Annotated in this window: 28 protein-coding genes; 11 read left to right on the top strand and 17 right to left on the bottom strand. The window is 63.2% G+C overall.

Annotated elements, in window-relative coordinates:
* Positions 1 to 61 precede the first annotated feature (61 nt).
* The 6 genes from grxD to H5P29_RS20425 all read right to left on the bottom strand — a co-directional run bounded on the left by grxD (position 62) and on the right by H5P29_RS20425 (position 5,636).
* Positions 62 to 397, bottom strand: a complete 336-nt coding sequence (gene grxD / locus H5P29_RS20450) for a Grx4 family monothiol glutaredoxin (RefSeq protein ID WP_067962632.1) — start codon at positions 395 to 397, stop codon at positions 62 to 64.
* A 164-nt stretch (positions 398 to 561) separates the two neighbouring features.
* Positions 562 to 786 carry a hypothetical protein gene (locus H5P29_RS20445; protein ID WP_067962630.1) on the bottom strand — a complete coding sequence of 75 codons (225 nt, stop codon included), beginning with the start codon at positions 784 to 786 and terminating at the stop codon, positions 562 to 564.
* Between the two features lie 77 nt (positions 787 to 863).
* Positions 864 to 1,601: a class I SAM-dependent methyltransferase gene (locus H5P29_RS20440; protein ID WP_067962627.1), complete on the bottom strand. Its 738-nt coding sequence runs from the start codon at positions 1,599 to 1,601 to the stop codon at positions 864 to 866.
* A 14-nt stretch (positions 1,602 to 1,615) separates the two neighbouring features.
* Positions 1,616 to 1,849, bottom strand: coding sequence for a BolA family protein (locus H5P29_RS20435; protein ID WP_067962623.1), 234 nt, complete (start codon positions 1,847 to 1,849; stop codon positions 1,616 to 1,618).
* Between the two features lie 14 nt (positions 1,850 to 1,863).
* Complete coding sequence (gene purL, locus H5P29_RS20430; RefSeq protein ID WP_154386082.1) at positions 1,864 to 4,089, bottom strand: phosphoribosylformylglycinamidine synthase subunit PurL; 2,226 nt, start codon at positions 4,087 to 4,089, stop codon at positions 1,864 to 1,866.
* 131 nt (positions 4,090 to 4,220) lie between these two features.
* Positions 4,221 to 5,636, bottom strand: coding sequence for a PLP-dependent aminotransferase family protein (locus H5P29_RS20425; protein ID WP_067962618.1), 1,416 nt, complete (start codon positions 5,634 to 5,636; stop codon positions 4,221 to 4,223).
* 83 nt (positions 5,637 to 5,719) lie between these two features.
* On the opposite strand from H5P29_RS20425, the gene H5P29_RS20420 reads away from it, so the two are divergent.
* Positions 5,720 to 5,935 carry a DUF1127 domain-containing protein gene (locus H5P29_RS20420; protein ID WP_067962615.1) on the top strand — a complete coding sequence of 72 codons (216 nt, stop codon included), beginning with the start codon at positions 5,720 to 5,722 and terminating at the stop codon, positions 5,933 to 5,935.
* 233 nt (positions 5,936 to 6,168) lie between these two features.
* Here the strand turns inward: H5P29_RS20420 and H5P29_RS20415 are convergent, their stop codons facing one another.
* From H5P29_RS20415 to purC, 4 genes are all read right to left on the bottom strand, one after another.
* A complete protein-coding gene (locus tag H5P29_RS20415; RefSeq protein ID WP_154386080.1) occupies positions 6,169 to 6,576 on the bottom strand; it encodes a hypothetical protein in 408 nt (135 codons plus the stop codon).
* A 44-nt stretch (positions 6,577 to 6,620) separates the two neighbouring features.
* Positions 6,621 to 7,295: a phosphoribosylformylglycinamidine synthase subunit PurQ gene (gene purQ / locus H5P29_RS20410; RefSeq protein ID WP_185910145.1), complete on the bottom strand. Its 675-nt coding sequence runs from the start codon at positions 7,293 to 7,295 to the stop codon at positions 6,621 to 6,623.
* A 1-nt stretch (position 7,296) separates the two neighbouring features.
* A complete protein-coding gene (gene purS / locus H5P29_RS20405; protein WP_067966646.1) occupies positions 7,297 to 7,539 on the bottom strand; it encodes a phosphoribosylformylglycinamidine synthase subunit PurS in 243 nt (80 codons plus the stop codon).
* Between the two features lie 71 nt (positions 7,540 to 7,610).
* Positions 7,611 to 8,378 carry a phosphoribosylaminoimidazolesuccinocarboxamide synthase gene (purC, locus tag H5P29_RS20400; protein WP_067962607.1) on the bottom strand — a complete coding sequence of 256 codons (768 nt, stop codon included), beginning with the start codon at positions 8,376 to 8,378 and terminating at the stop codon, positions 7,611 to 7,613.
* 286 nt (positions 8,379 to 8,664) lie between these two features.
* Here purC and H5P29_RS20395 point away from each other — a divergent pair, with 286 nt between their 5' ends.
* Together H5P29_RS20395 and H5P29_RS20390 are read left to right on the top strand one after the other, a co-directional pair.
* A complete protein-coding gene (locus H5P29_RS20395) occupies positions 8,665 to 8,985 on the top strand; it encodes a DUF1476 domain-containing protein (protein ID WP_067962605.1) in 321 nt (106 codons plus the stop codon).
* 135 nt (positions 8,986 to 9,120) lie between these two features.
* On the top strand, positions 9,121 to 9,891 hold the full coding sequence (locus H5P29_RS20390) for an HpcH/HpaI aldolase/citrate lyase family protein (protein WP_154386077.1): 771 nt from the start codon (positions 9,121 to 9,123) through the stop codon (positions 9,889 to 9,891).
* On the opposite strand, the gene H5P29_RS20385 is transcribed toward H5P29_RS20390, so the two are convergent.
* On the bottom strand, positions 9,888 to 10,442 hold the full coding sequence (locus H5P29_RS20385; RefSeq protein WP_067962599.1) for an alpha/beta hydrolase: 555 nt from the start codon (positions 10,440 to 10,442) through the stop codon (positions 9,888 to 9,890). The two genes, H5P29_RS20390 and H5P29_RS20385, sit on opposite strands and share 4 nt — an antisense overlap.
* 46 nt (positions 10,443 to 10,488) lie before the next feature.
* The gene (locus tag H5P29_RS20380) at positions 10,489 to 10,896 is read right to left on the bottom strand and encodes a GNAT family N-acetyltransferase (protein WP_348640623.1); all 408 of its coding nucleotides are present in this window, start codon (positions 10,894 to 10,896) and stop codon (positions 10,489 to 10,491) included.
* A gap of 128 nt (positions 10,897 to 11,024) precedes the next feature.
* Here H5P29_RS20380 and H5P29_RS20375 point away from each other — a divergent pair, with 128 nt between their 5' ends.
* The 4 genes from H5P29_RS20375 (at position 11,025) to H5P29_RS20360 (ending at position 13,361) form a co-directional block, all read left to right on the top strand.
* Positions 11,025 to 11,414, top strand: a complete 390-nt coding sequence (locus H5P29_RS20375; protein ID WP_246670813.1) for a GFA family protein — start codon at positions 11,025 to 11,027, stop codon at positions 11,412 to 11,414.
* A 105-nt stretch (positions 11,415 to 11,519) separates the two neighbouring features.
* Positions 11,520 to 12,317: a class III extradiol ring-cleavage dioxygenase gene (locus H5P29_RS20370; protein WP_067962593.1), complete on the top strand. Its 798-nt coding sequence runs from the start codon at positions 11,520 to 11,522 to the stop codon at positions 12,315 to 12,317.
* A 50-nt stretch (positions 12,318 to 12,367) separates the two neighbouring features.
* The gene (locus H5P29_RS20365) at positions 12,368 to 12,727 is read left to right on the top strand and encodes a diacylglycerol kinase (protein WP_067962590.1); all 360 of its coding nucleotides are present in this window, start codon (positions 12,368 to 12,370) and stop codon (positions 12,725 to 12,727) included.
* Positions 12,728 to 12,767: 40 nt separating this feature from the next.
* Positions 12,768 to 13,361, top strand: coding sequence for a hemerythrin domain-containing protein (locus tag H5P29_RS20360; protein WP_067962587.1), 594 nt, complete (start codon positions 12,768 to 12,770; stop codon positions 13,359 to 13,361).
* Here H5P29_RS20360 and H5P29_RS20355 read toward each other — a convergent pair.
* Together H5P29_RS20355 and H5P29_RS20350 are read right to left on the bottom strand one after the other, a co-directional pair.
* Positions 13,358 to 13,939, bottom strand: coding sequence for a DedA family protein (locus H5P29_RS20355; protein ID WP_067962584.1), 582 nt, complete (start codon positions 13,937 to 13,939; stop codon positions 13,358 to 13,360). The genes H5P29_RS20360 and H5P29_RS20355 overlap by 4 nt on opposite strands.
* The gene (locus H5P29_RS20350; RefSeq protein ID WP_067962582.1) at positions 13,936 to 14,499 is read right to left on the bottom strand and encodes a DUF1003 domain-containing protein; all 564 of its coding nucleotides are present in this window, start codon (positions 14,497 to 14,499) and stop codon (positions 13,936 to 13,938) included. Before H5P29_RS20350 ends, H5P29_RS20355 begins: the two co-directional genes overlap by 4 nt.
* 98 nt (positions 14,500 to 14,597) lie before the next feature.
* Between H5P29_RS20350 and H5P29_RS20345 the strand changes: the two genes are divergently transcribed.
* The 4 genes from H5P29_RS20345 to H5P29_RS20330 are packed head-to-tail and all read left to right on the top strand — an operon-like array spanning position 14,598 to position 18,759.
* Positions 14,598 to 15,311 carry a DNA-3-methyladenine glycosylase I gene (locus H5P29_RS20345; RefSeq protein ID WP_183194893.1) on the top strand — a complete coding sequence of 238 codons (714 nt, stop codon included), beginning with the start codon at positions 14,598 to 14,600 and terminating at the stop codon, positions 15,309 to 15,311.
* A gap of 53 nt (positions 15,312 to 15,364) precedes the next feature.
* The gene (locus H5P29_RS20340; RefSeq protein WP_067962580.1) at positions 15,365 to 17,044 is read left to right on the top strand and encodes an NAD+ synthase; all 1,680 of its coding nucleotides are present in this window, start codon (positions 15,365 to 15,367) and stop codon (positions 17,042 to 17,044) included.
* 44 nt (positions 17,045 to 17,088) lie between these two features.
* Positions 17,089 to 17,508, top strand: coding sequence for a GNAT family N-acetyltransferase (locus H5P29_RS20335; RefSeq protein WP_067962577.1), 420 nt, complete (start codon positions 17,089 to 17,091; stop codon positions 17,506 to 17,508).
* A gap of 9 nt (positions 17,509 to 17,517) precedes the next feature.
* Complete coding sequence (locus H5P29_RS20330) at positions 17,518 to 18,759, top strand: MFS transporter (protein WP_067962573.1); 1,242 nt, start codon at positions 17,518 to 17,520, stop codon at positions 18,757 to 18,759.
* Between the two features lie 4 nt (positions 18,760 to 18,763).
* Here H5P29_RS20330 and H5P29_RS20325 read toward each other — a convergent pair whose 3' ends face one another.
* From H5P29_RS20325 to H5P29_RS20315, 3 genes are read right to left on the bottom strand one after another with little or no spacing between them, the layout of a single operon-like run.
* Positions 18,764 to 19,384, bottom strand: a complete 621-nt coding sequence (locus H5P29_RS20325) for an ATP-dependent Clp protease proteolytic subunit (RefSeq protein ID WP_067962570.1) — start codon at positions 19,382 to 19,384, stop codon at positions 18,764 to 18,766.
* 37 nt (positions 19,385 to 19,421) lie between these two features.
* A complete protein-coding gene (locus tag H5P29_RS20320; RefSeq protein WP_067962567.1) occupies positions 19,422 to 19,805 on the bottom strand; it encodes an SRPBCC domain-containing protein in 384 nt (127 codons plus the stop codon).
* Positions 19,802 to 20,116: a helix-turn-helix transcriptional regulator gene (locus H5P29_RS20315; protein WP_067962565.1), complete on the bottom strand. Its 315-nt coding sequence runs from the start codon at positions 20,114 to 20,116 to the stop codon at positions 19,802 to 19,804. The genes H5P29_RS20320 and H5P29_RS20315 overlap by 4 nt, the downstream gene beginning before the upstream one ends.
* Positions 20,117 to 20,131 lie beyond the last annotated feature (15 nt).

Raw genomic sequence — 20,131 nt, 5'->3', positions numbered from 1 at the left:
CAAGCCGGCGCATTTGCCACAAACGGGACCCCGGAACAGGCCGGAGCCGGTAATTCTTAGGTCAGGCGGCGCCCTTGACGCTCACGCCCTTCTCTTCCAGGAACGACTGCAGTTCGCCGGCCTGGAACATCTCGCGGATGATGTCGCAACCGCCGACGAACTCACCCTTGACGTAGAGCTGGGGGATGGTCGGCCAGTTGGAATAGTCCTTGATGCCCTGGCGAAGCTCGTTCGAGGTCAGGACGTTGACGCCCTTGTAGTCGACCCCGAGGTAGTCGAGGATCTGGACGACCTGGCCGGAAAAGCCGCACTGCGGGAAGCCGGGCGTGCCCTTCATGAAAACCACGACATCCTGGCTCTTCACTTCGCTATCGATGTATTCGTTGATTCCGCTCATGGCGCACCTAAACCTCAGATCTGGCCGGCGGACCGGCAATGTTCGTTAGACTGCTAGCATCTGCCACTATGTGGTTGCAACAGTCGAGCATTCCAAGCGTCGGGTCGACCCGAAATCCGGAAATGTGACCTTTTTGCCGTGCAGCACCTGCGTTGCGGCGTCAGTCAGCTGCTGCGGCGTGCCTTCGAGCGCGAGCGGACCGTGCGCTTGCGGCTGGTCTGCTTCTTGGCTGGCCTCAAAAGCTTCTCGATCTGGCGCAGCGTGGCCGAACTTGTCGACGTCGTCCGCTTGCGGCGGCGGGCGCGCTTCGAGGTGCTCGACGGCTTCTTCAGAATGTCCTTCAGCACGCCGTCGACGACGCCTTGGACCAGGTCGTTGATCAATGACATCAGCGCGCGCCCCTGTTCTGTGGAATGTCCCGGATAAAAGATCGGGCGATCGATGTCGAGGGCCTCGGCCTTCTGGCCTACTTGATCGCCCGCACGCAGATGAACCCAGGCGAATGGCTGAGCTCGGCAAAGTGTTCGGGGTCGACGGCGGCCATCTCGGCCACCGGCAGCGGTTCGACAAAACGGTCGAGACGCCAGCCGGCATCGCTCAGGCCGTTCAAAATGTCCTGCAGCGGGCGACGGTAGGATTCGACGTAAGGCCTGGGCTCGCCAAAGCCGCCCCAATGCAGGCCCCAGCGGTTGGTCGTGAAGTAGTTGGCATCGCGGCGTGCGCGGGGATCGGCCCAGTCACGCATCGGGTGGCCCATCGAGAACACCAGACGGCCTCCGCTGCGCGTAATGCGATGAAACTCGGCGAAGACAGGCTTGAGGTCTTCGACATAGTCGAGCGCCAGCGAACACAGGATCGCGTCGGTGCTGCCGCTCGCCAGCCAATCCAGGGGCCTGGCCAGATCGCCTTGGTGGAACGCGACGTCGAGACCGGCGCAGCGCTTGCGCGCCAGTTCCAGCATTTCGGGCGTGATGTCGAAGCCGCGGACTCGGGCGCCGCCGCGCGCCAGCTTTTCCGAGCAGATGCCGGAGCCGCAGCCGGCATCGACCACGTCGAGTCCGGCGACATCGCCGAGCAGGGCCAGCGACGCCGGCCGCTCGTACAGTGCGTTGTGGGGCTTGGTGGGGGCTGCCGCGTCGTAGCGCTCGGCAAAAGTCGAGTAGGCGCGGCGCCCTACGTGATTGTCATCCGGGCGCCGCGTCATGGGAGCGCAGACCCTTATTCGGGAATGCTGGTCTGTAGGGCGAGTGCGTGCAGCACGCCGCCCATATTGCCCTTCAGCGCGTCGTAGACCATCTGGTGCTGCTGCACGCGGGTCTTGCCGCGGAAGCTTTCCGAGACGACCTCGGCGGCGTAGTGGTCGCCATCGCCGGCGAGATCGCGGATGGTCACCCGGGCATCCGGAATGCCGTCCTTGATCATCCGCTCGATGTCGTGTGCGTCCATTGCCATGTTGTCGTTCCCGCTCAGTTGTCCATGAAGCGAGGGAACCAGGATTCGTGAGCCGAGGTCAACTCGTCGACGCTCACCGCCCGTGCCTCGCCCAGCTTCAGTTCCTTGCCGCCGGTCGTTCCGATCCACGGCGCGTGGATGCCGAGCGCCTTGGCTTCGTTCCACAATTCCTGCATCTCGGCCGACTGCGGGTCAAGCTTGACGGTGACCAGGTAACGGCCCTGGTCCTCGCCGAAGAACACCGGGATCGGGTTGGTGCCGCTGAGGCCCGGAACAGTCGCCCCGATGCCGGACGCCATCGCCATTTCGGCAAGGGCTACGGCAAGGCCGCCGTCCGACAGATCATGCACGGCAGTGGCCATGCCGCCGCGGATCAGCTTGCGCACGAAGTCGCCGACCTTCTTCTCATGTTCGAGGTCGACCGACGGCGGCGGGCCGTCGGTGCGGCCGTGCAGGTCGCGCATGTAGATCGACTGTGCCAGGTGGCTGCCCCATTGGGCCGGGCCGCCGACCAGCAGGATCACTTCGCCTTCCCGAGCGAAGCAGGCCTTGGCCATCTTCGACCAGTCGTCGATCAGGCCGACGCCGCCGATGGTCGGTGTGGGCAGGATGCCCTGGCCGTTGGTCTCGTTGTAGAGCGAGACATTGCCGGAGACGATCGGGAAGCCGAGCGCGCGGCAGGCATCGCCGATGCCGGTCACTGCGCGCACGAACTGGCCCATGATCTCGGGGCGTTCGGGATTGCCGAAATTGAGGTTGTCGGTAGCGGCGAGCGGTACGGCGCCGGTCGCGGTCAGGTTGCGCCAGCATTCGGCGACCGCCTGCTTGCCGCCCTCATAGGGGTCGGCCTCGCAATAGCGCGGCGTCACGTCTGACGAGAACGCCAGCGCCTTGGTGGCGTGGCCCTCGACACGCACCACGCCTGCGTCGCCGCCGGGGCGCTGCAGCGTGTTGCCCTGGATCATCGTGTCATACTGCTCGTAGACCCAGCGGCGCGACGAAAGATCTGGACCGCCGAGCATCTTGAGCAGTGCGTCGGCGACATCGGCTTGTGGTATGTCGTCGTCAGCCAGCGGCGCGCGCTTGGCCGGCTCGACCCACGGGCGATCATATTCGGGCGCCTCGTCACCGAGCTCCTTGATCGGCAAATTGGCGACTTCGACTCCCTGGTGGATGACGCGGAAACGCAAATCGTCAGTGGTCTTGCCGACGATGGCGAAATCGAGGCCCCACTTGACGAAAATCGCCTCGGCTTCCTTCTCCTTCTCGGGACGCAGCACCATGAGCATGCGCTCCTGGCTTTCCGACAGCATCATCTCGTAGGCGCTCATGCGCTCTTCGCGCACCGGAACCTTGTCGAGGTCGAGCTCGATGCCGAGGTCACCCTTGGCGCCCATCTCGACGGCCGAGCAGGTCAGGCCGGCGGCACCCATGTCCTGGATGGCGATGACGGCGCCTGAAGCCATCAGCTCGAGGCAGGCCTCGAGCAGGCATTTTTCGGTGAATGGATCGCCGACCTGCACGGTCGGGCGCTTCTCGTCGATCTTGTCGTCAAACTCGGCCGAGGCCATGGTCGCACCACCGACGCCGTCACGGCCGGTCTTGGCGCCGAGATAGACGACCGGCAGGCCGACACCCTTGGCCTGCGACAGGAATATGCCGTCGGTCCTGGCGAGGCCGGCGGCAAAGGCGTTTACCAGGATGTTGCCATTGTAGCGGGCATCGAAATTGACTTCGCCGCCGACGGTCGGCACGCCGAAGGCGTTGCCATAACCGCCGACGCCGGCAACCACGCCCGAGACCAGGTGGCGGGTCTTGGGGTGGTCGGGCGCACCGAAGCGCAGGGCGTTCATCGAGGCAACCGGGCGGGCGCCCATGGTGAAGACGTCACGCAGGATGCCGCCGACACCGGTCGCAGCCCCCTGATAGGGCTCTATGTAGGAGGGGTGGTTGTGGCTCTCCATCTTGAAGACCACGCAGTCGCCGTCGCCGATGTCGACGACGCCGGCGTTTTCGCCGGGGCCCTGGATGACGACGTCACCCTTGGTCGGCAGCGTGCGCAGCCACTTCTTCGACGACTTGTAGGAGCAGTGCTCGTTCCACATCGCCGAGAAGATGCCGAGTTCGGTAAAGCTCGGCTCGCGCCCGACAAGGTCGAGGATGCGCTGGTATTCGTCCGGCTTGAGCCCGTGCGCGGCGATGAGTTCGCCGGTGATCTTCACGTCATTCTGAATGGTCATCGTAGATCGCAGAATCCGTTGGGGTGCGTTGGTGGCTCCATAGCGCATGATTGCGCCGGGATATACCGCCAATGGCCAGAAAGTCACCCTTTATGGCACGGAAACGGCCATCCGCCCGAGATCTCAGGGTTTCAGCCGAAGCTGTCGTAGCCGGCGTCACCCTCGTCGAGCAGGCGGCGCAGCTTGATCAGCCCGCCCTCGACCTCGCTGCGCGTGCGCGGTGCCGAAATGCCGATCCGGACGCGGTGGAAAACCTGGTCGGAGCGGCCGGCCTTGAACTCGTCCTCGTCGTCGACCAGCACGCCCTGGCCATAGGCGGCATTCTTGAATGTCCCTGAATTCCAAGGCTCCGGCAGGGCCAGCCAGACGAAGGGGATGTTGGCGGCGATGTTGAAGTCGCTGCCGTCGAGCGTCTTGCGCACGATGTCGAGGCGCGCATTGATCTCGGCGATGGAGCGGGCGCGAATGGCGGCGGCTTCGCCTGACAGCACCAGTTGCGCGCACAGTTCCGCCAGAAGGTACGGCATGCCGCCGGTGACCATCTTGTGGGCGACGCGGATACTGTGCCGGAAATGCGCCGGGCAGGACAACCAGCCGCCGCGTACGCCGGCGGCGACAGATTTCGACAGACCGCCGACGACGAAGACCCGCTCGGGTGCAAATTCCGCCAGCAGCGGCGTGCGATCATCGGTCAGGGCGCCATACAGATCGTCCTCGATCAGCAGCACATTGTACCTGCGCGCGACGTCGGCGATCGCGGCGCGACGCTCGGCCGGCATGGTCGCGCCGGTCGGGTTCTGCACTGTCGGCATCAGGAAGGCGACCTTCGGATGCTTCTGTGCGCAGACGGCCTCGAAATCAGCGGGGTCGATGCCGTGTGCGTCCGACCGGACAAGCGCCATGCGGCGCCCGATCAGTCCGGCGCTGCGCGCCACCTGCGTATAGGTCAGGTGCTCGAACACGATGAAGTCGCCCGGCTGCGTCACCGCCGCGATGATCGAAACGATCGCCGCATGCGCGCCGAGCGTCGGCACGATCGTGTCGGGCGAAGGAGCAAAGCCATTGCGGCCCAGCCAGGCGCTGCCGGCCCTGAACCAGTGCTCGGGGAAGTTCCGGGCATAGCTCGCGACGTCGTCGGGAAAGTCGCGGCAGATCGCCGAGGTGATTGTCTCGATTGTACTGTTCTGCCCGACATTGGGCGCAGCCGTGCTGTCGAAATGCAGCTTGCCCGCCGGCGCCTCGACTGGCCGCGATCCCTCATGGGGCAGGGGCGCGGGCTCGATGATGGAGGGCTGGATGCCGTTGCGCTCCAGCACATAGGTACCGCGGCCGACCTCGCCGCTGACCAGCCCGCGTTCGCGCAGCAGCGCGTAGGCGCGACCGACAGTACCGATGGTCACTCCGATGTCGTAGGCCAAGTCGCGCTGCGGCGGCAGCTTGGCACCGGAAGCGAGTATGCCGTTGTCGATATCGTGCTCGATCCGCTCGGCCAGCCTGAGATAGAGCGGGCCGGAGCCGGAGGAGAGGTCGGGAAGCCAAATTGTCATGGTGACAATTCCTAAATTGCTATCGTCGTTGAGTCAATTCATAGCATTGATCGTCACAAGTAGACACAATGTGGACAGCAAAAATGAGTACAATCGATGCAATTGGCGGAGTTGCCACGGCTGCATCTCCGCACGGGAAGCGCAGCGGTATACGCGGCTTCGTGCGCTGGCTGGCGTTTTGCATGGAGCGCCGGCGCACCAGGCTGGCGCTGCTGGAGCTGACCGACGACCAGCTCGCCGATATCGGAATTTCGCGCTGCGACGCCTATCGCGAAGGGCTACGCCCCTTCTACGACTAGAGCGCCGTGCGTCCGTGAGGACGCATAAGTGGGCGCTCTCGATCCTTGCGTTTTCGCATCGGACTTTTCGAAAGCCGGGTTCGGCTTTCGGGCCGATGCGGCCCACTCCCATGGTCACGGGCCGTCACGACCCACTGACGGTTCGGTTCAGGTGGAGGCGCGCCCCTGGTGCCTCCACCTCTTTTGCCCCGAGGCGGGCACGAGAGGCGGGTAATTGACGATTTGTCGGTCCGTCAGGCGGCCGAGCCGCAGGACGCGTCGCCGCTGCGCCAGCGATTGATGTCAGATGTGATCCGGCTGCCGAGCGCTTCGCTCATCAGCGGGCCGAACACCTGGACCTGGCTGGAATTGCCCTGTGCCTGCACGACCAGCAGCGGGCGCGCGCCATACTGCTTGGCCGGCACGAGCAGGAACCGCGGCGTGCCGCCGAAATTGTTCAGCTCATTGGCCATCTGGTACTTCTTGAAGGCCGGATCCTTGCTGGCGAACCAGCATTTGTGCGCAGCGATCGCCACCTGTTCCATCGAACGCAGCGAAGCGCTCTTGCCGGATGACGAGGGCGGCGGCGTCTTCGGGCCGGAATTGCAGGCGGCGAGGCCGATGACCACGGCCGTTGCCGCCAGAATCCGCAGAGTCTTCATGCGCCGATACCAGCCTTTTCAGAGGGTGAGGGGAGGAGGTTCGCTCAGGCTGCCTTGGGCAGCCCGAGTGCGCTCTCGAACAACGCGCGGCCATCGTCGCCGCCATGCGCTGCCTCGATCAGGTTTTCCGGATGCGGCATCAGTCCGAGCACGTTGCCCTTGTCATTGATGATGCCGGCAATGTCGTTGATCGAGCCGTTCGGGTTGGTGCCCTCGGCGTAGCGGACCACGACCTGGCCTTCGCCCTCGATGCGCGCCAGCGTCTCGGGATCGGCAAAATAGTTGCCGTCGTGATGCGCCACCGGGCAGCGGATGATCTGGCCGGCCGCGTAGTTGCGCGTAAAGGCGGTGTTGGCGTTGGCGATCTCGAGCTTTACTTCGCGGCAGACGAACTTCAACGAAGCGTTGCGCATCAGGGCGCCCGGCAGCAGGCCGGCCTCGACCAGGATCTGGAAGCCGTTGCAGACGCCGACGACCTGCACGCCCTTGGCGGCCTTCTCGGCCACCGCGCGCATCACCGGCATGCGGGCTGCGATCGCGCCGCAACGCAGGTAGTCGCCGAAGGAGAAGCCGCCGGGAATGGCGATCAGGTCGACATCGGGGATTTCGGTGTCGGTCTGCCAGACGGTAACGGGCGCCTTGCCCGAAATCTTGGTCAGCGCCGCGATCATGTCGCGGTCGCGGTTCAGGCCGGGGAGGAGAACGACCGCTGATTTCACTTCAGGCAATCTCCACTGCGTAATTCTCGATCACCGTGTTCGCCAGAAGCTTCTCGCACATGGCGTTGAGGTCGGCTTCCGCCTTGGCCTTGTCGGCGCCGTCGATTTCGACGTCGAAGACCTTGCCCTGGCGTACCGAACCGACGCCGCCGAAGCCGAGGCCGTCGAGCGCATGTTCGATAGCCTTGCCTTGGGGGTCGAGCACGCCGTTCTTGAGGGTGACGGTGACGCGGGCCTTGATCACGGGCATTTCACTCCGGAGCAGAAATGGAAAACAGTCGGGCGCGAAGTTACTCGCGCCCGTGCTTGGATTTGTCAGTGCTTGACGAGGACCGGCCCGGTCGGACGGGGCGTCTCGTTCTCGTTCATGATGCCGAGACGGCGCGCCACTTCCTGATAGGCTTCGACCAGCCCGCCCATGTCGCGGCGGAAGCGGTCCTTGTCGAGCTTGTCCTGGGTGGCGACGTCCCACAGGCGGCAGCTGTCGGGCGAAATCTCGTCGGCGACCACGATGCGCATCATGTCGCCCTCGAACAGGCGGCCGCATTCGATCTTGAAGTCGACCAACTGGATACCGACGCCCATGAACAGGCCGGAGAGGAAGTCGTTGACGCGAATGGCCAGCGCCATGATGTCGTCGATTTCCTGCGGGCTCGCCCAGCCGAAGGCCGTGACATGCTCTTCGGAGACCATCGGGTCGTCGAGCGCGTCGGCCTTGTAGTAGAACTCGATGATCGAGCGCGGCAGCACGGTACCTTCCTCGATGCCGAGGCGCTTGGCCAGCGAGCCGGCGGCGACGTTGCGGACAACGACCTCGAGCGGGATGATCTCGACTTCCTTGATCAGCTGCTCGCGCATGTTGAGCCGACGGATGAAGTGGGTCGGAATGCCCATGCGGTTCAGGTGGTTGAATATGTGCTCGGAAATGCGGTTGTTGAGCACGCCCTTGCCGTCGACGACTTCATGCTTCTTCTTGTTGAAAGCGGTGGCGTCGTCCTTGAAAAACTGGATCAGGGTACCCGGCTCGGGGCCTTCATAAAGGATCTTGGCCTTGCCTTCGTAGATGCGGCGGCGACTCTTCATTTGATTGTTTCTCTGGTTGGAAGGGTGGACGGCAAGCTACCGGTCCCTTTCTCACGCCGCAAAGCCGCGGCGGCTGTGGGTTTCAAGGCCGGTCTCTATCTTAATCGGGCCAATTGCTCAATCATCATTTCCTGCCAATTAACGCCTTTTGCTGCGGAAATGCCGCACCGCACAGGCAAACAGCTCAAAAGAGACGTATTGACCGGGCGGCGGGCTTTTGGTTTGAGGAAGTCGATATCATATGCACCGGAAGTCGAATCGATTTCCCACTCCCTGGAGGATTGCCATGAGCAACATGAAGGACCGCGAAGAAGGTTTTGAGCGCAAGTTCGTCTTCGACGAAGAACTGCGCTTCAAGGCAAATGCGCGGCGCAACAAGGCGCTCGGCCTCTGGGCTGCCGAAAAGCTTGGCAAGTCGGGTGCCGACGCCGAGGCCTACGCCAAGGAAGTCGTGGTTTCCGACATCGAGGAAGCCGGCGACCATGACGTCTTCCGCAAGATCCGCGCTGATTTCGACGCCGCCGGCGTCGACCAGTCCGATCATCAGATCCGCCGCACCATGGACGAGCTGATGGCGCAGGCGATCGACCAGATCAAGAACACCTGATCAAGACCAAATGCTGGATGCCGGGGCGCGAGTTTCTGCAGCCCTGGACCAACGAACCGCCCGCATCCCGGGCGGTTTTTGTTTGCGCCGACGCCAGCTTCCGGTTGAAATGGCTACGACCTGAGGGAGAGAAAGATGTCGCTTGCCGAGAGACTGCACGCCAACGAGACCATCATCACCGCCTGGTCCGGCGTGCCGGATGCGCTGACGGTCGAAATCCTTGCCGGGCAAGGCTTCGATGCCGTCACCCTCGACATGCAGCATGGCGGCCACAATGAAGACAGCGTGCTGCGCTCGATCGCGCCGGTGCTCCGGGCGGGCAAGCATTCGATCGTCCGGGTTCCGGTTGGCCGATTCGACATGGCGAGCCGCGCGCTCGACTTTGGTGCCGAGGCGGTCATCGCGCCGATGGTCAATTCGGTCGAGGATGCCCGGCGCTTTGCCGCCGCGATGAAATATCCGCCGCTCGGCGAACGCTCCTGGGGCCCAACCTTCGCAGCACCGCGTCACGGCAGCAAGGATTCGGTCAAGTGGCTGAAGGAAAGCAATGCCCGCACCGTTTCCTTTGCCATGGTCGAGACCCATGGGGCGGTTGCCGTGCTCGACGGCATCCTGGAAACGCCCGGCATCGACGGTATCTTCCTTGGGCCGGGTGATTTCTCCATCGCCTGGACGAAGGGCGAGACGATCAACTCGACACTCGAAGCGATGATGGAAACGGTCGCCGATGTCGGCAGGCGGACCCGTGCCGCCGGCAAGCATGCCGGCATCTACGTCACCGATCCCAGGATCGCGGGGCGTTTCGTCGACATGGGTTACCAGGTGCTGGCGACAGGCTCCGAGCACCAGCTGATCGCGGCCGGCGCCGCGGGTCTTCTGGCGGACCTCAAGAAGTCTTTGGGCTAGCTTTCCAGCCGCGACAGGAACTGCGCGAATACCATCGATCCCTCCGGCCACGGCCCATGGCCGGAATCGGCGTTGATGTGGCCTGAATCGCCGGCATCTATGAAAAGCGATCCCCAGGCCGCGGCGATGTCCTCGGCGACGTCGAGCGCGCAATAGGGGTCGTTGCGGCTGGCGACGACGACCGACGGAAACGGCAGCGGATCACGCGGGTAGGGGCCGAAGGTCATCAGGTGCTTCGGCTTGATCGCCGGGTTGGACACATCAGGCGGCGCCACGAAGAACGCGCCGGCGACGGGTTTCCTGAATTCGGGAATGGCGTGAATGACCGTCGGGATGCCGAGCGAGTGGGCAACGAGCACCACCGGCCGCTCCGCCGCGTTCACTGCCTTGACGACCTTGTCCGTCCAGTCCCCGCGGACCGGCTTCGACCACTCGTCCTGCTCGACGCGGCGTGCGGTCGACAGCTTTTCTTCCCAGCGGCTCTGCCAGTGGGCGGGCCCCGAATTGGTGTATCCGGGCACGATGATGATATCGGCGTCTTTTACCTTCATGTCGCGGATGTAGCGATCCGACCTTGCTGGTGCAAGACGGTGCAGCTCACAGTTCCATGTGCACGATCTCGATCGGGTCGCCACCGACACCGTGGGAGAAATAGCCTCGCTCGACCGTGCGAAAGCCGTGGTGGAGATAGAAGCCCTCGGCATTGACGGTCGATTCTATCCGGACCGGCCCTTCATGGTTCCTTCGTGCATTCCGGATGCCGATTTCGAGCAGTTTTTTGCCGAGACCTGATCCTGCCGCGTCGGCAACAAGGAACAGCCGTGTCACCTCACCTGGCTCGGAATCGACGAAGCCGACGATCCTGTCGCCTCGCTCGGCAACAACCATCAGCCCTTTGGCAATGAGGGCTTCGTAAGTGTCCGGCGTCCGATCGCCCATCCATCCGGCAATCTGTTCGGCGGAATAGTGCTCCTTCGCCAGCTCACGCACGGAATGTCGCGTCACGTCAAACACCGCTCGTCCGTCCCCGCTCCGTGCCGGCCTGAGCGTTGTTGTATGTTCATTGTCGTTCATGACGTGCACCAGGATCGCATTTATGAGTAGCCGGCCTGGGATGGGATTGTCTCCGATGTTTGCCGACTGGCACAACGGAACTGTTGCCGACGATCCAGAGCCGCTCGCGCAATTTTTGCAACATGTGCCGGAAGCAGAGCGGCCACTACTACGCTGCAACCAATATCAATGACGACATGGTCGATATCGAAGGCGGTGAGACCGTGACGTGGTTTGCCGCGTCAAGCTTCGCCCGGCGCGGCTTCTGCAGTCGTTGCGGCTCGGTGATGCTCTGGAAGCCGAACGACGAAGGCTACGTTTCGATCATGGCCGGTTCGTTCGAGGAGCCGTCGTCGCTGGTTGGCGGCTATCACATCTTCATCGCCGACAAAGGCTCATATTACGAGATCGATGACGACTTGCCGCGATACGAACGGTCGTCGCCTTCGTTCAAAGTGCTGGAGGATTGAACGGGAGACTGTCGATCGTTCTCGATTGTTGAACGCTTCGTCGTGGTTCGGCGCTCTGCTCGAAACAGTGAGGAGCGCGTATATTTCAGGGCAAGGAGACATGACATGACCTCGTTGCCCACACTTTTCATTTCGCATGGCGGCCCCGACATCGTTTTGGCCGACACGCCGGCGCGCCATTATCTCGAAGGCCTCTCGGGTCTCGTCGAGAAGCCCAAAGCCATTGTGATCGTCTCGGCGCATTTCGAGACCGACGGCGTCGCCGTCGTGACGGACCCCAAGCCGGGCATGATATACGATTTCGGCGGCTTCGCGCCCGAGCTCTACAAGATGATCTATCCGGCCGTCGGCGAACCTGCCCTGGCCGAAAGAGTGTTCGGCATGCTCGATCAAGCCGGCCTGAAGCCGCATACGTTCGAGAAGCGCGGCTATGACCACGGCACATGGACGCCGCTCAAGCTGGCGTTCCCCGACGCCGACATTCCCGTGGTTCAGGTGTCGATCGACCCCAGTCGCGATGCCGCTTGGCATCATGCCATCGGCAAGGCGCTGGCGTCATTGCGCCACGAAGGCGTACTGCTGATCGGCTCAGGCCACATCACCCACAATCTGCGCGCCTATTTCAGTCGGCTTCGGCGCGGAGCCGAACCCGATCCCGCGCTGGCCGGCAAGGTGCATGCGTTCACCGAATGGTTCGCCGACAGGCTGGCGCTCGGCGATACCGAAGCGCTGCTGCACTGGAAGGACAAGGCGCCTTTCCCTGGGGAGAACCACCCGACCGACGAACATCTGATGCCGATCTTCTTCGCTTACGGTGCGGCAGGTGAGGGTGCGAAGGGCCGTCGCGTGCACGATTCGGTCGATCACGGCTTCTTTGCCAACGATTCATATCTGTTCGACTGAGCGTCGAGCCGCTAAATGATGCCGCTTCGATCGAATTGAAAGGGCATTCCATGGAGCGGCTGGTCAAGGCTTTCCAGAACTCGGTGCGGGCATTCTCGCGACTGATCCGCTCCGAGGCGGCATTCCAGCAGGAAATCATGCTGCTCGTCGCAGCCCTGCCGATCGGCTGGTTCGTGGCAGGCACCTGGGGCGGCTACGCGCTGCTGATCGGATCGATCCTGTTCCTGATCACAGTCGAGGTGCTGAACACCGGCATCGAGGCGGCGTGCGACGCCGTCAGCCGCGAATTCAACATCGACATCCAACTTGCCAAGGACTGCGGCTCGCTCGCCGTGCTGATCTCGATCGTCATCGTGCTGGGCGTCTGGGTCTACGCCATCGCCGAGCGCCTGGCCGGGCTTCCGATCTGAAGGTCGCGTACCTACATGTCGGTTACCAAAGGAGACCGACATGGCTGACAAGGCCGATATCCACCACCTCGAGACGCGCGCCGGCCTGCCGGAGGACCTGCGTTGGCTCGTCGCCAAGTATCCGCGCGAGGACTGGCGCGCCCACGACAACGTCCATGGCATGGCCTCGATGTGGCTGCAGCGTCACGACATGTTCCGCGAGCTGGGCGGCATGCTGACCGCAGGCATTGGCGATTATCGCGAGGGCCGCATGGACGCGCAGCAATTCGCCCGCTGGTTCGCGCCGCGGCTGAACCATTTCCTCGGCAATCTCGATGGCCACCACAATGTCGAGGACCATCACTATTTTCCTGTCTTCGCCAAGGCTGAAAGCCGGCTGAAGCGAGGCTTCGAGATCCTCGACGCCGACCATCACCTGATCCATGAGGCGCTGGAGCGCAATGCAGACTCGGCCAACGCGTTCATCCAGGCGCTGCAGGAAAATGAGGACAAGCAACGCTTTGCCGCCGACGCCTATGCCGACGAGAATGCGCGGCTTGTCGCCATGCTGACGCGGCATCTGGATGACGAGGAAGACCTGATCATCCCGCTCATTCTCGATCGCGGCGACCGGGAACTGGTGGGCTCGGACTAATCCTTCGGCTGCCTGCGGGCGATGTGGCGGGCCAGGAGCCAGGTTCCCAGCGCCACGGCGATGCCGATGCCAAGTCCGAGAAACAGCCGGTGGTGCGCCTTCAGCGTGTCGCCGAGGATGTGCTCGGCGCCGAGGCCGAATACATAGCCGAGGCTGACGAAGATGCCGGCCCAGACGAGCGCCGACAGGCCGTTGAGGGCCAGAAACAGCGAGACCGGGATGCGCGACAGGCCTGCGGCGATACCGCCGGCCAGTCGCATGCCGTAGACGTAGCGGTTGCCGAGCACGAACAGGTTGGGATGCGCCTGCACCAGGCGGAAGGCATGGCTGAAGCCAGGCCTGCGGCGCAGCAATCGCACCCATTTGTGGTTGGAGAACCGCCGTCCAAGGATGAAGAACAGCGTGTCGCCGAGAAAGGCGCCTGTCGCGGCCACGGCAAAGGCGCTCCACGGTTCGAAAAACCGCTGATGGGCGAAGAAGCCGCCGAGGATGGCAAAGCTCTCGCCTTCGGCCATGCAGCCGATGAAGACGGCGAGAAGCCCGAAGCGCTCGACGAGGTGGTGAAGGGTTTCGATCATCGAGCGGGCGACTGAGGTGCGGAGGAGTCGGCAATGCGCTGGACCTGGACAGTCAGCTGCTGCACCTGCTCGCGCAGCAGAATGATCTCCTGGAAGCGGATCTCATCAAGTTTCTCGTGCAGCGCCATGATCTCGATCTCGGCCTTCAGGTTGACGGCATAGTCGTGCGAGGCATCGATGCGGTCGCGCTCGGCCTGCCGGTTCTGCGACATCATGATGATCGGTGCCTGGATCGCCGCCAACATCGACAGCACAAGATTGAGGAAGATGAATGGGTAGGGATCGAACGAGCCGGATCCCAGCAGCCAGGCATTGAGCATCGTCCAGACGACCAGGAAACCCAGGAAGCCGAGGATGAAGCTCCAGGAGCCGCCGACGCGGGCGATGCCGTCCGCCAGTCGTTCGCCCCGGCTTTCGCTGTGAGCGACGCTGTCATTGACGTTGAGGGAAACCGGTTTGCGATCAATCGCGCTCTGCAGGACCTTGTGCTCGAGTTCGCTCAAATGCTCCGGTGCGCGCTTCAGCCATCTTCCGGCAAGGTCAGCCACAGTCTTGTTCATTTGCACGCCCCCGCTTTCCAACCGGCTGCTTGGCAGCCACGAATCCTTATATGAAGATGGCTGGCGATGTCGCCAAGATGAGGTTGCAGGGGAATGGAATGATGGACTTCGCCAGGATCAGGGCGCGCGCTGAGGAGCGCAAGGGCGGCGATGCGGTGCTGAAGTCGCTGCTGGGGCCGGCGTTCGACAATACGACGCTTGCCAAGGTCCCTGACGACCGGATCCTGTCGACGATGGCGGAGCGTGTTTTTGCCGCCGGTTTCGTCTGGCGTGTCATCGAGCAGAAATGGCCCGGCTTCGAGGAGGCGTTCCTTCATTTCGAGCCGAAACGGCTTCTGTTCCAGCCTGACGACTTCTGGCACGACCTCGCCTCCGACAAGCGCATCGTGCGCAATCCACAAAAGATCCGCTCGGTTCGCGACAACGCCGCCTTTGTCGAGCGCGTCTCGCAGGAGCATGGCAGCTTCGGCAGGTTCCTTGCGGCATGGCCGGCCGACGACCAGGTCGGGCTGACGGGCTATCTGGGCAAGCACGGCAGCAGACTCGGCGGCAACACCGGCCAATATCTGTTGCGCTGGCTGGGCTGGGACACGTTCATCCTGTCACAAGACATGATCCTGGCCCTGCGCGACGCGGGTCTCGACATCGGCGAGGCAGCGTCCTCCAAGAAGGATCAGGCCAAGGTGCAGGCTCAGATCAACGAATGGGCAAAGGCGACCAAGCTGCCGCGGGCGCATATCTCGCGCATCCTCTCCATGTCGATCGGCGTCAACCGTCCGGCCGAGGAACTGGCGAGCTACATGGGCGAATGATGGCCCAACCGAACTCGATTGCCCGACTTCACAACGCAGGCTAAACCGCTGACATGACGAAAAAATCTCCCGACATCCTGCGCATCGCCGTTGCCCAGCTCAACCCGACGGTCGGCGACATCAACGGCAATCTCGCCAAGGCGCGCGAGGCGAGGGCGGACGCGGCGCGACAGGGTGCCGATCTGGTGTTGTTCACCGAACTTTTCCTCGCCGGTTATCCGCCGGAGGACCTGGTGCTCAAGCCGGCCTTCCTGGCTGCCTGCGAGCGTGCGGCGGAAGATTTCGCCAAGGACACATCGGACAATGGCCCCGGCGTCATCATCGGCGTGCCGCTCAAGCGCAAGAGCGGCGTGCACAACGCGGTCGTCGTTGCCGATGGCGGCAAGATCGTTGCCGAGCGCTTCAAGGTCGACCTGCCCAACTATGGCGAGTTTGACGAAAAGCGTGTGTTCCAGCCCGGTCCCGACATGCCGGGTCCGATCAATTTCCGTGGCGTTCGCATCGGTATCCCGATCTGCGAGGACATCTGGGGTGAGCTCGGCGTCTGCGAGACGCTGGCCGAGAGTGGTGCTGAAATCCTGCTCGTGCCCAACGGCTCACCCTATTATCGCGCCAAGATGGACGTGCGCCATCAGGTGGCGATCCGTCAGGTGATCGAGAGCGGCCTGCCGCTGCTCTATGCCAATCAGCTCGGCGGGCAGGACGAACTCGTCTTCGACGGCGCCTCCTTCGCCATCAACGCCGACCATTCGCTGGCGTTCCAGATGAGCCAGTTCGAAGAGACGGTGGCGATGACAACCTGGAAGCGCGGCGACGAAGGGTGGGCCTGCGTCGAAGGGCCAATGTCGAAAATCCCCGAGCGCGAGGAGGCCGATTATCGCGCCTGCCTGCTGGGCCTGCGCGACTACGTCAACAAGAACGGCTTCAAGAACGTCGTGCTTGGCCTTTCCGGCGGCATCGATTCGGCGATCTGCGCGGCACTCGCCGTCGACGCGCTCGGCGAGGAGCGGCTCAGGGCGATCATGATGCCTTATCGCTATACCTCGAAGGATTCGCTCAAGGACGCCGAGGATTGCGCCCGGGCGCTCGGCTGCCGTTACGACATCGTGCCCATCCATGAGCCGGTCGACGGTTTCTCGCATGCGCTGACGCAGCTGTTCGAGGGCACCAAGGAAGGCATCACCGAAGAGAACCTGCAGAGCCGCGCCCGCGGCACGATCCTGATGGCGGTGTCCAACAAGTTCGGCTCGATGGTGGTGACGACCGGCAACAAGAGCGAGATGTCGGTCGGCTATGCCACGCTCTATGGCGACATGAATGGCGGCTTCAATCCGATCAAGGACCTCTACAAGATGCAGGTCTATGCGCTGTCGCGCTGGCGCAACACGCATGTGCCGCCGGGGGCGCTCGGCCCCTCGGGCGAGGTCATTCCGAAAAACATCATCGACAAGGCGCCGTCTGCGGAACTCAGGCCCAACCAGACCGACCAGGATTCGCTGCCGCCCTATCCGGTGCTCGACGACATCCTCGAATGCCTGGTCGAGAACGAGATGGGCGTCGATGACATCGTCTCCCGCGGTCATGATCGCGATACGGTCCACAAGATAGAGCACCTGCTCTACATCGCCGAATACAAGCGCCGGCAGGCGGCACCGGGCGTGAAGATCACCAGGAAGAATTTCGGTCGCGACCGCCGCTACCCGATCACGAACAGATTCAGGGATCGTGGCTAAGTCGCTGGAACTGAAATGAAAACCGCCAGCAGACCGGAGGGTTCATGACCGAGGTCGAGATCAGTTTCGACGTGTCGCGCATCGACTTCGACAAGACGTCGGACGTCATCAAGGCGAGCTATTGGGGCGAGGGCCGGACCGACGACATCCATCGCCGGGCCTTCGCCAATTCGCTGTGCCTGGGCGCTTATATCGACGGCGAGCAGGTCGGTTTCGCCCGCGCCATCACCGACTATGCCTGCTTTGCCTATGTCGCCGACGTCATCGTCTGGCCTGAGCGGCGCGGCCTCGGCATCGGTAAGAAGCTGATCCAAGCGCTCATCGACCATCCTGAGCTTGCGAGCGTGACCGGCTTCTCGCTCAGAACCTCGGACGCGCACAGCCTCTATGAACAATTCGGCTTCGTGACCTCGACTGACGGCATGTACATGCGCCTGTCGAGGCAGCCGGCAGCCCAAGGATAGACCAGAGGCGTGTCCTACATCTCCTTCGTTCGGGACAATCCGCGCTGGCTGGCCGGCGGGTTCCTGCTCACCTTCTTTTCGACCTTCGGCATGACCTCGTTCATCGCGCTGTCGGCCGGTGACATCCGTCGCGATTATGGGCTGTCCCATGGCGAGTTCGGCACGCTTTACATGGTCGCCACGCTGGCCAGCGCCTTGAGCCTGCCGCGGCTCGGCCAGATCGTCGATCGCTACAGCGCACAGAAGGTGACGTTGTTCATCGTGCCGATGCTGGCGCTGGCGAGTGCATCGATGGCACTGTCGCAACACCTCGTCATCCTGTTCGTCGCCATCTATCTGCTGCGGCTGTTTGGCCAGGGCATGATGGTGCACACCGCCTACACCGCAACCGCGCGCTGGTTTTCGGCGCAAAGGGGGCGCGCGCTGTCGACCGTCATCCTCGGCCACAACGCCGGCGACGCTATCATCCCGATGGGTTTCGTGCTGATCGCCGCCTCCGTTGGCTGGCGCAACGGCTGGCTGCTTGCGGCAGCAATGATTGCCTTCATCGCCCTGCCGGCGATCGTGCTGCTTGTCGCCGTGGACCGTAAGCCGCGCTCGTCCGATCCCGTGGCACGCCAGATCGACGCGCGCGACTGGACGCGCGCCGAGGTGGTTCGCGATCCGATCTTCTACGTGCTGCTGCTCGGCGTCATGGCGCCGGGGCTGATCGTGACGACCTTGTTCTTCCACCAGGTCTATCTGGTGGAATTGCGTGGCTGGTCGCTCGAGGTCTTTGCCTCATCCTTTCTGGTGACGGCGGTGGTCAACGCCGCCTTCACGCTTGTCGTCGGCCAGCTCATCGACCGCTTTTCCGGCGTCTCGCTGCTGCCCTTCGTGCTCTTGCCTCTGGGGCTGGCCTGCCTGGTGCTGGGCCTTGTCGACGCGCAGTGGAGCGCCTTCGGCTTCATGGCGCTGCTCGGCATCTCGAATGGCCTGTCGACGACGCTGTTCGGTGCCATATGGCCCGAAGTCTATGGCCTCAGGCACCTTGGCTCGATCAGGGCGCTGATCGTTTCTGCCGGCGTGTTCGCCTCGGCAATCGGGCCGGGCCTGACCGGGTTCCTGATCGACGGCGGCGTCAGCTACCCCGGCCAGATCGTGGCGATGGCGGTCTACTGCTTGGCCATTTCCTTTGTTCTGCTGTTGGCTTCGCGGCGGATCCGCGCGCGAAGCCATGTTCAGCCGGCACCAGCCGTGGTTGGCGTTTAGCCGACTACTTCCCGGATATGCTCTCCACGGTCTCGCGGCGGTCATAGACGTGGTCGACGATACCCCAATCCCTGGCTTCCTCCGCCGTGAAGAAGTAATCGCGGTCGAGCACGCGCGCCACTTCTTCCTCGGTGCGCCCGCAATGCTCGGCATAGAGCCTGGTCATGCGCCGCTTGAGCTTGATGATGTCTTCGGCATGGCGCTCGATGTCGGAGGCTTGGCCACGGAAGCCGCCGGAGGGCTGGTGCAGGATTACGCTCGCATTGGGCAGGGCGATGCGCCTGCCGGGTGCGCCGGCCATCAGCAGGAACGAGCCCATCGAGCCCGCCGTGCCCATGCACAAAGTCGATACGGGGCAGCGGATGAACTGCATCGTGTCATAGATGGCAAAGCCGCTGGTGACCACGCCGCCCGGGGAGTTGATGTAGAACGAGATTTCGCGGGTAGGGTTTTCCGACTCAAGGAACAGCAGCTGCGCGCAGATCAGCGAGGCCGAATTGTCGTCGACCTCGCCATTGAGGAAGACGATCCGCTCGCGCAGCAGCCGGGAAAAAATGTCGAAGGAGCGTTCGCCGCGCGGCGATTGTTCCACCACCATAGGGACGAGTTGCATCGTGTCGCGCATGCGCGAAATTCCTTTTATCAATGGAGACTGTTTGGGCTTAGGCGGCGGCGCGCATCAGCGGCGGGCTGTTCGAATTCGCCGGCGAAGCAATGGTCCTGGCCGTCTCGACGCTATGGGTCAGGCGGAACCACGTGCCGCCGTCCGGCTGCGCTTCGAGGTCGAAAGTCACGACCGTTTCGGGTTCGCTCACCGTTGCGTCGTTCCAGGCGTAGCGAACGCGCGAGAACGGCAGAGCCTCGATGATGCGGTAGGCCGGGCCGGTCGTATCAGCGGTGACCTTGTCGGCCGCCGGCACATCGAGCCAGGTTGCGACGAACTCCGGTACCGTCAGCGCGCGCCAGACCTTTTCGGGCGTCGCTTCCAGTTCGCATTCGACGACGATGGTGTCGTCTGTCTCTTCCTGCCTTTGGGCGTCCGTCATTGGTCCATCTCCTTGAGCAGTGTCTTCAGCCTCTCGACACGTTCCGGCCAGAAGCTGCGATAGCGGGTGAGCCAGTCGAAAAGCGGCCGCAGCCCGTCGGGGTTGACGCTGTAGTTCACATGCCGGCCGGCACGCGCTTCCTTGATCAAGCCTGCGCCGCGCAGCACGGCGATGTGCTGTGAGATCGCTGGCTGTGAAATCTCCAGCCCCTGGCGTAGTTCCGTCGCGTTTTTCTCGCCTGCTGTCAGTCGGTCCAGTACGGCACGGCGGGTGGGATCGGACAGGGCGCGGAATATCTCGGATTCGTTCATGGAAATGAGATAAGC

The sequence above is a fragment of the Aminobacter sp. MDW-2 genome (genome assembly GCF_014250155.1).
Lineage (GTDB): Bacteria > Pseudomonadota > Alphaproteobacteria > Rhizobiales > Rhizobiaceae > Aminobacter > Aminobacter ciceronei.
The sequence above is the reverse complement of the archived record's forward strand: the minus strand, read 5'-3'. Positions and strand labels throughout refer to the sequence as shown.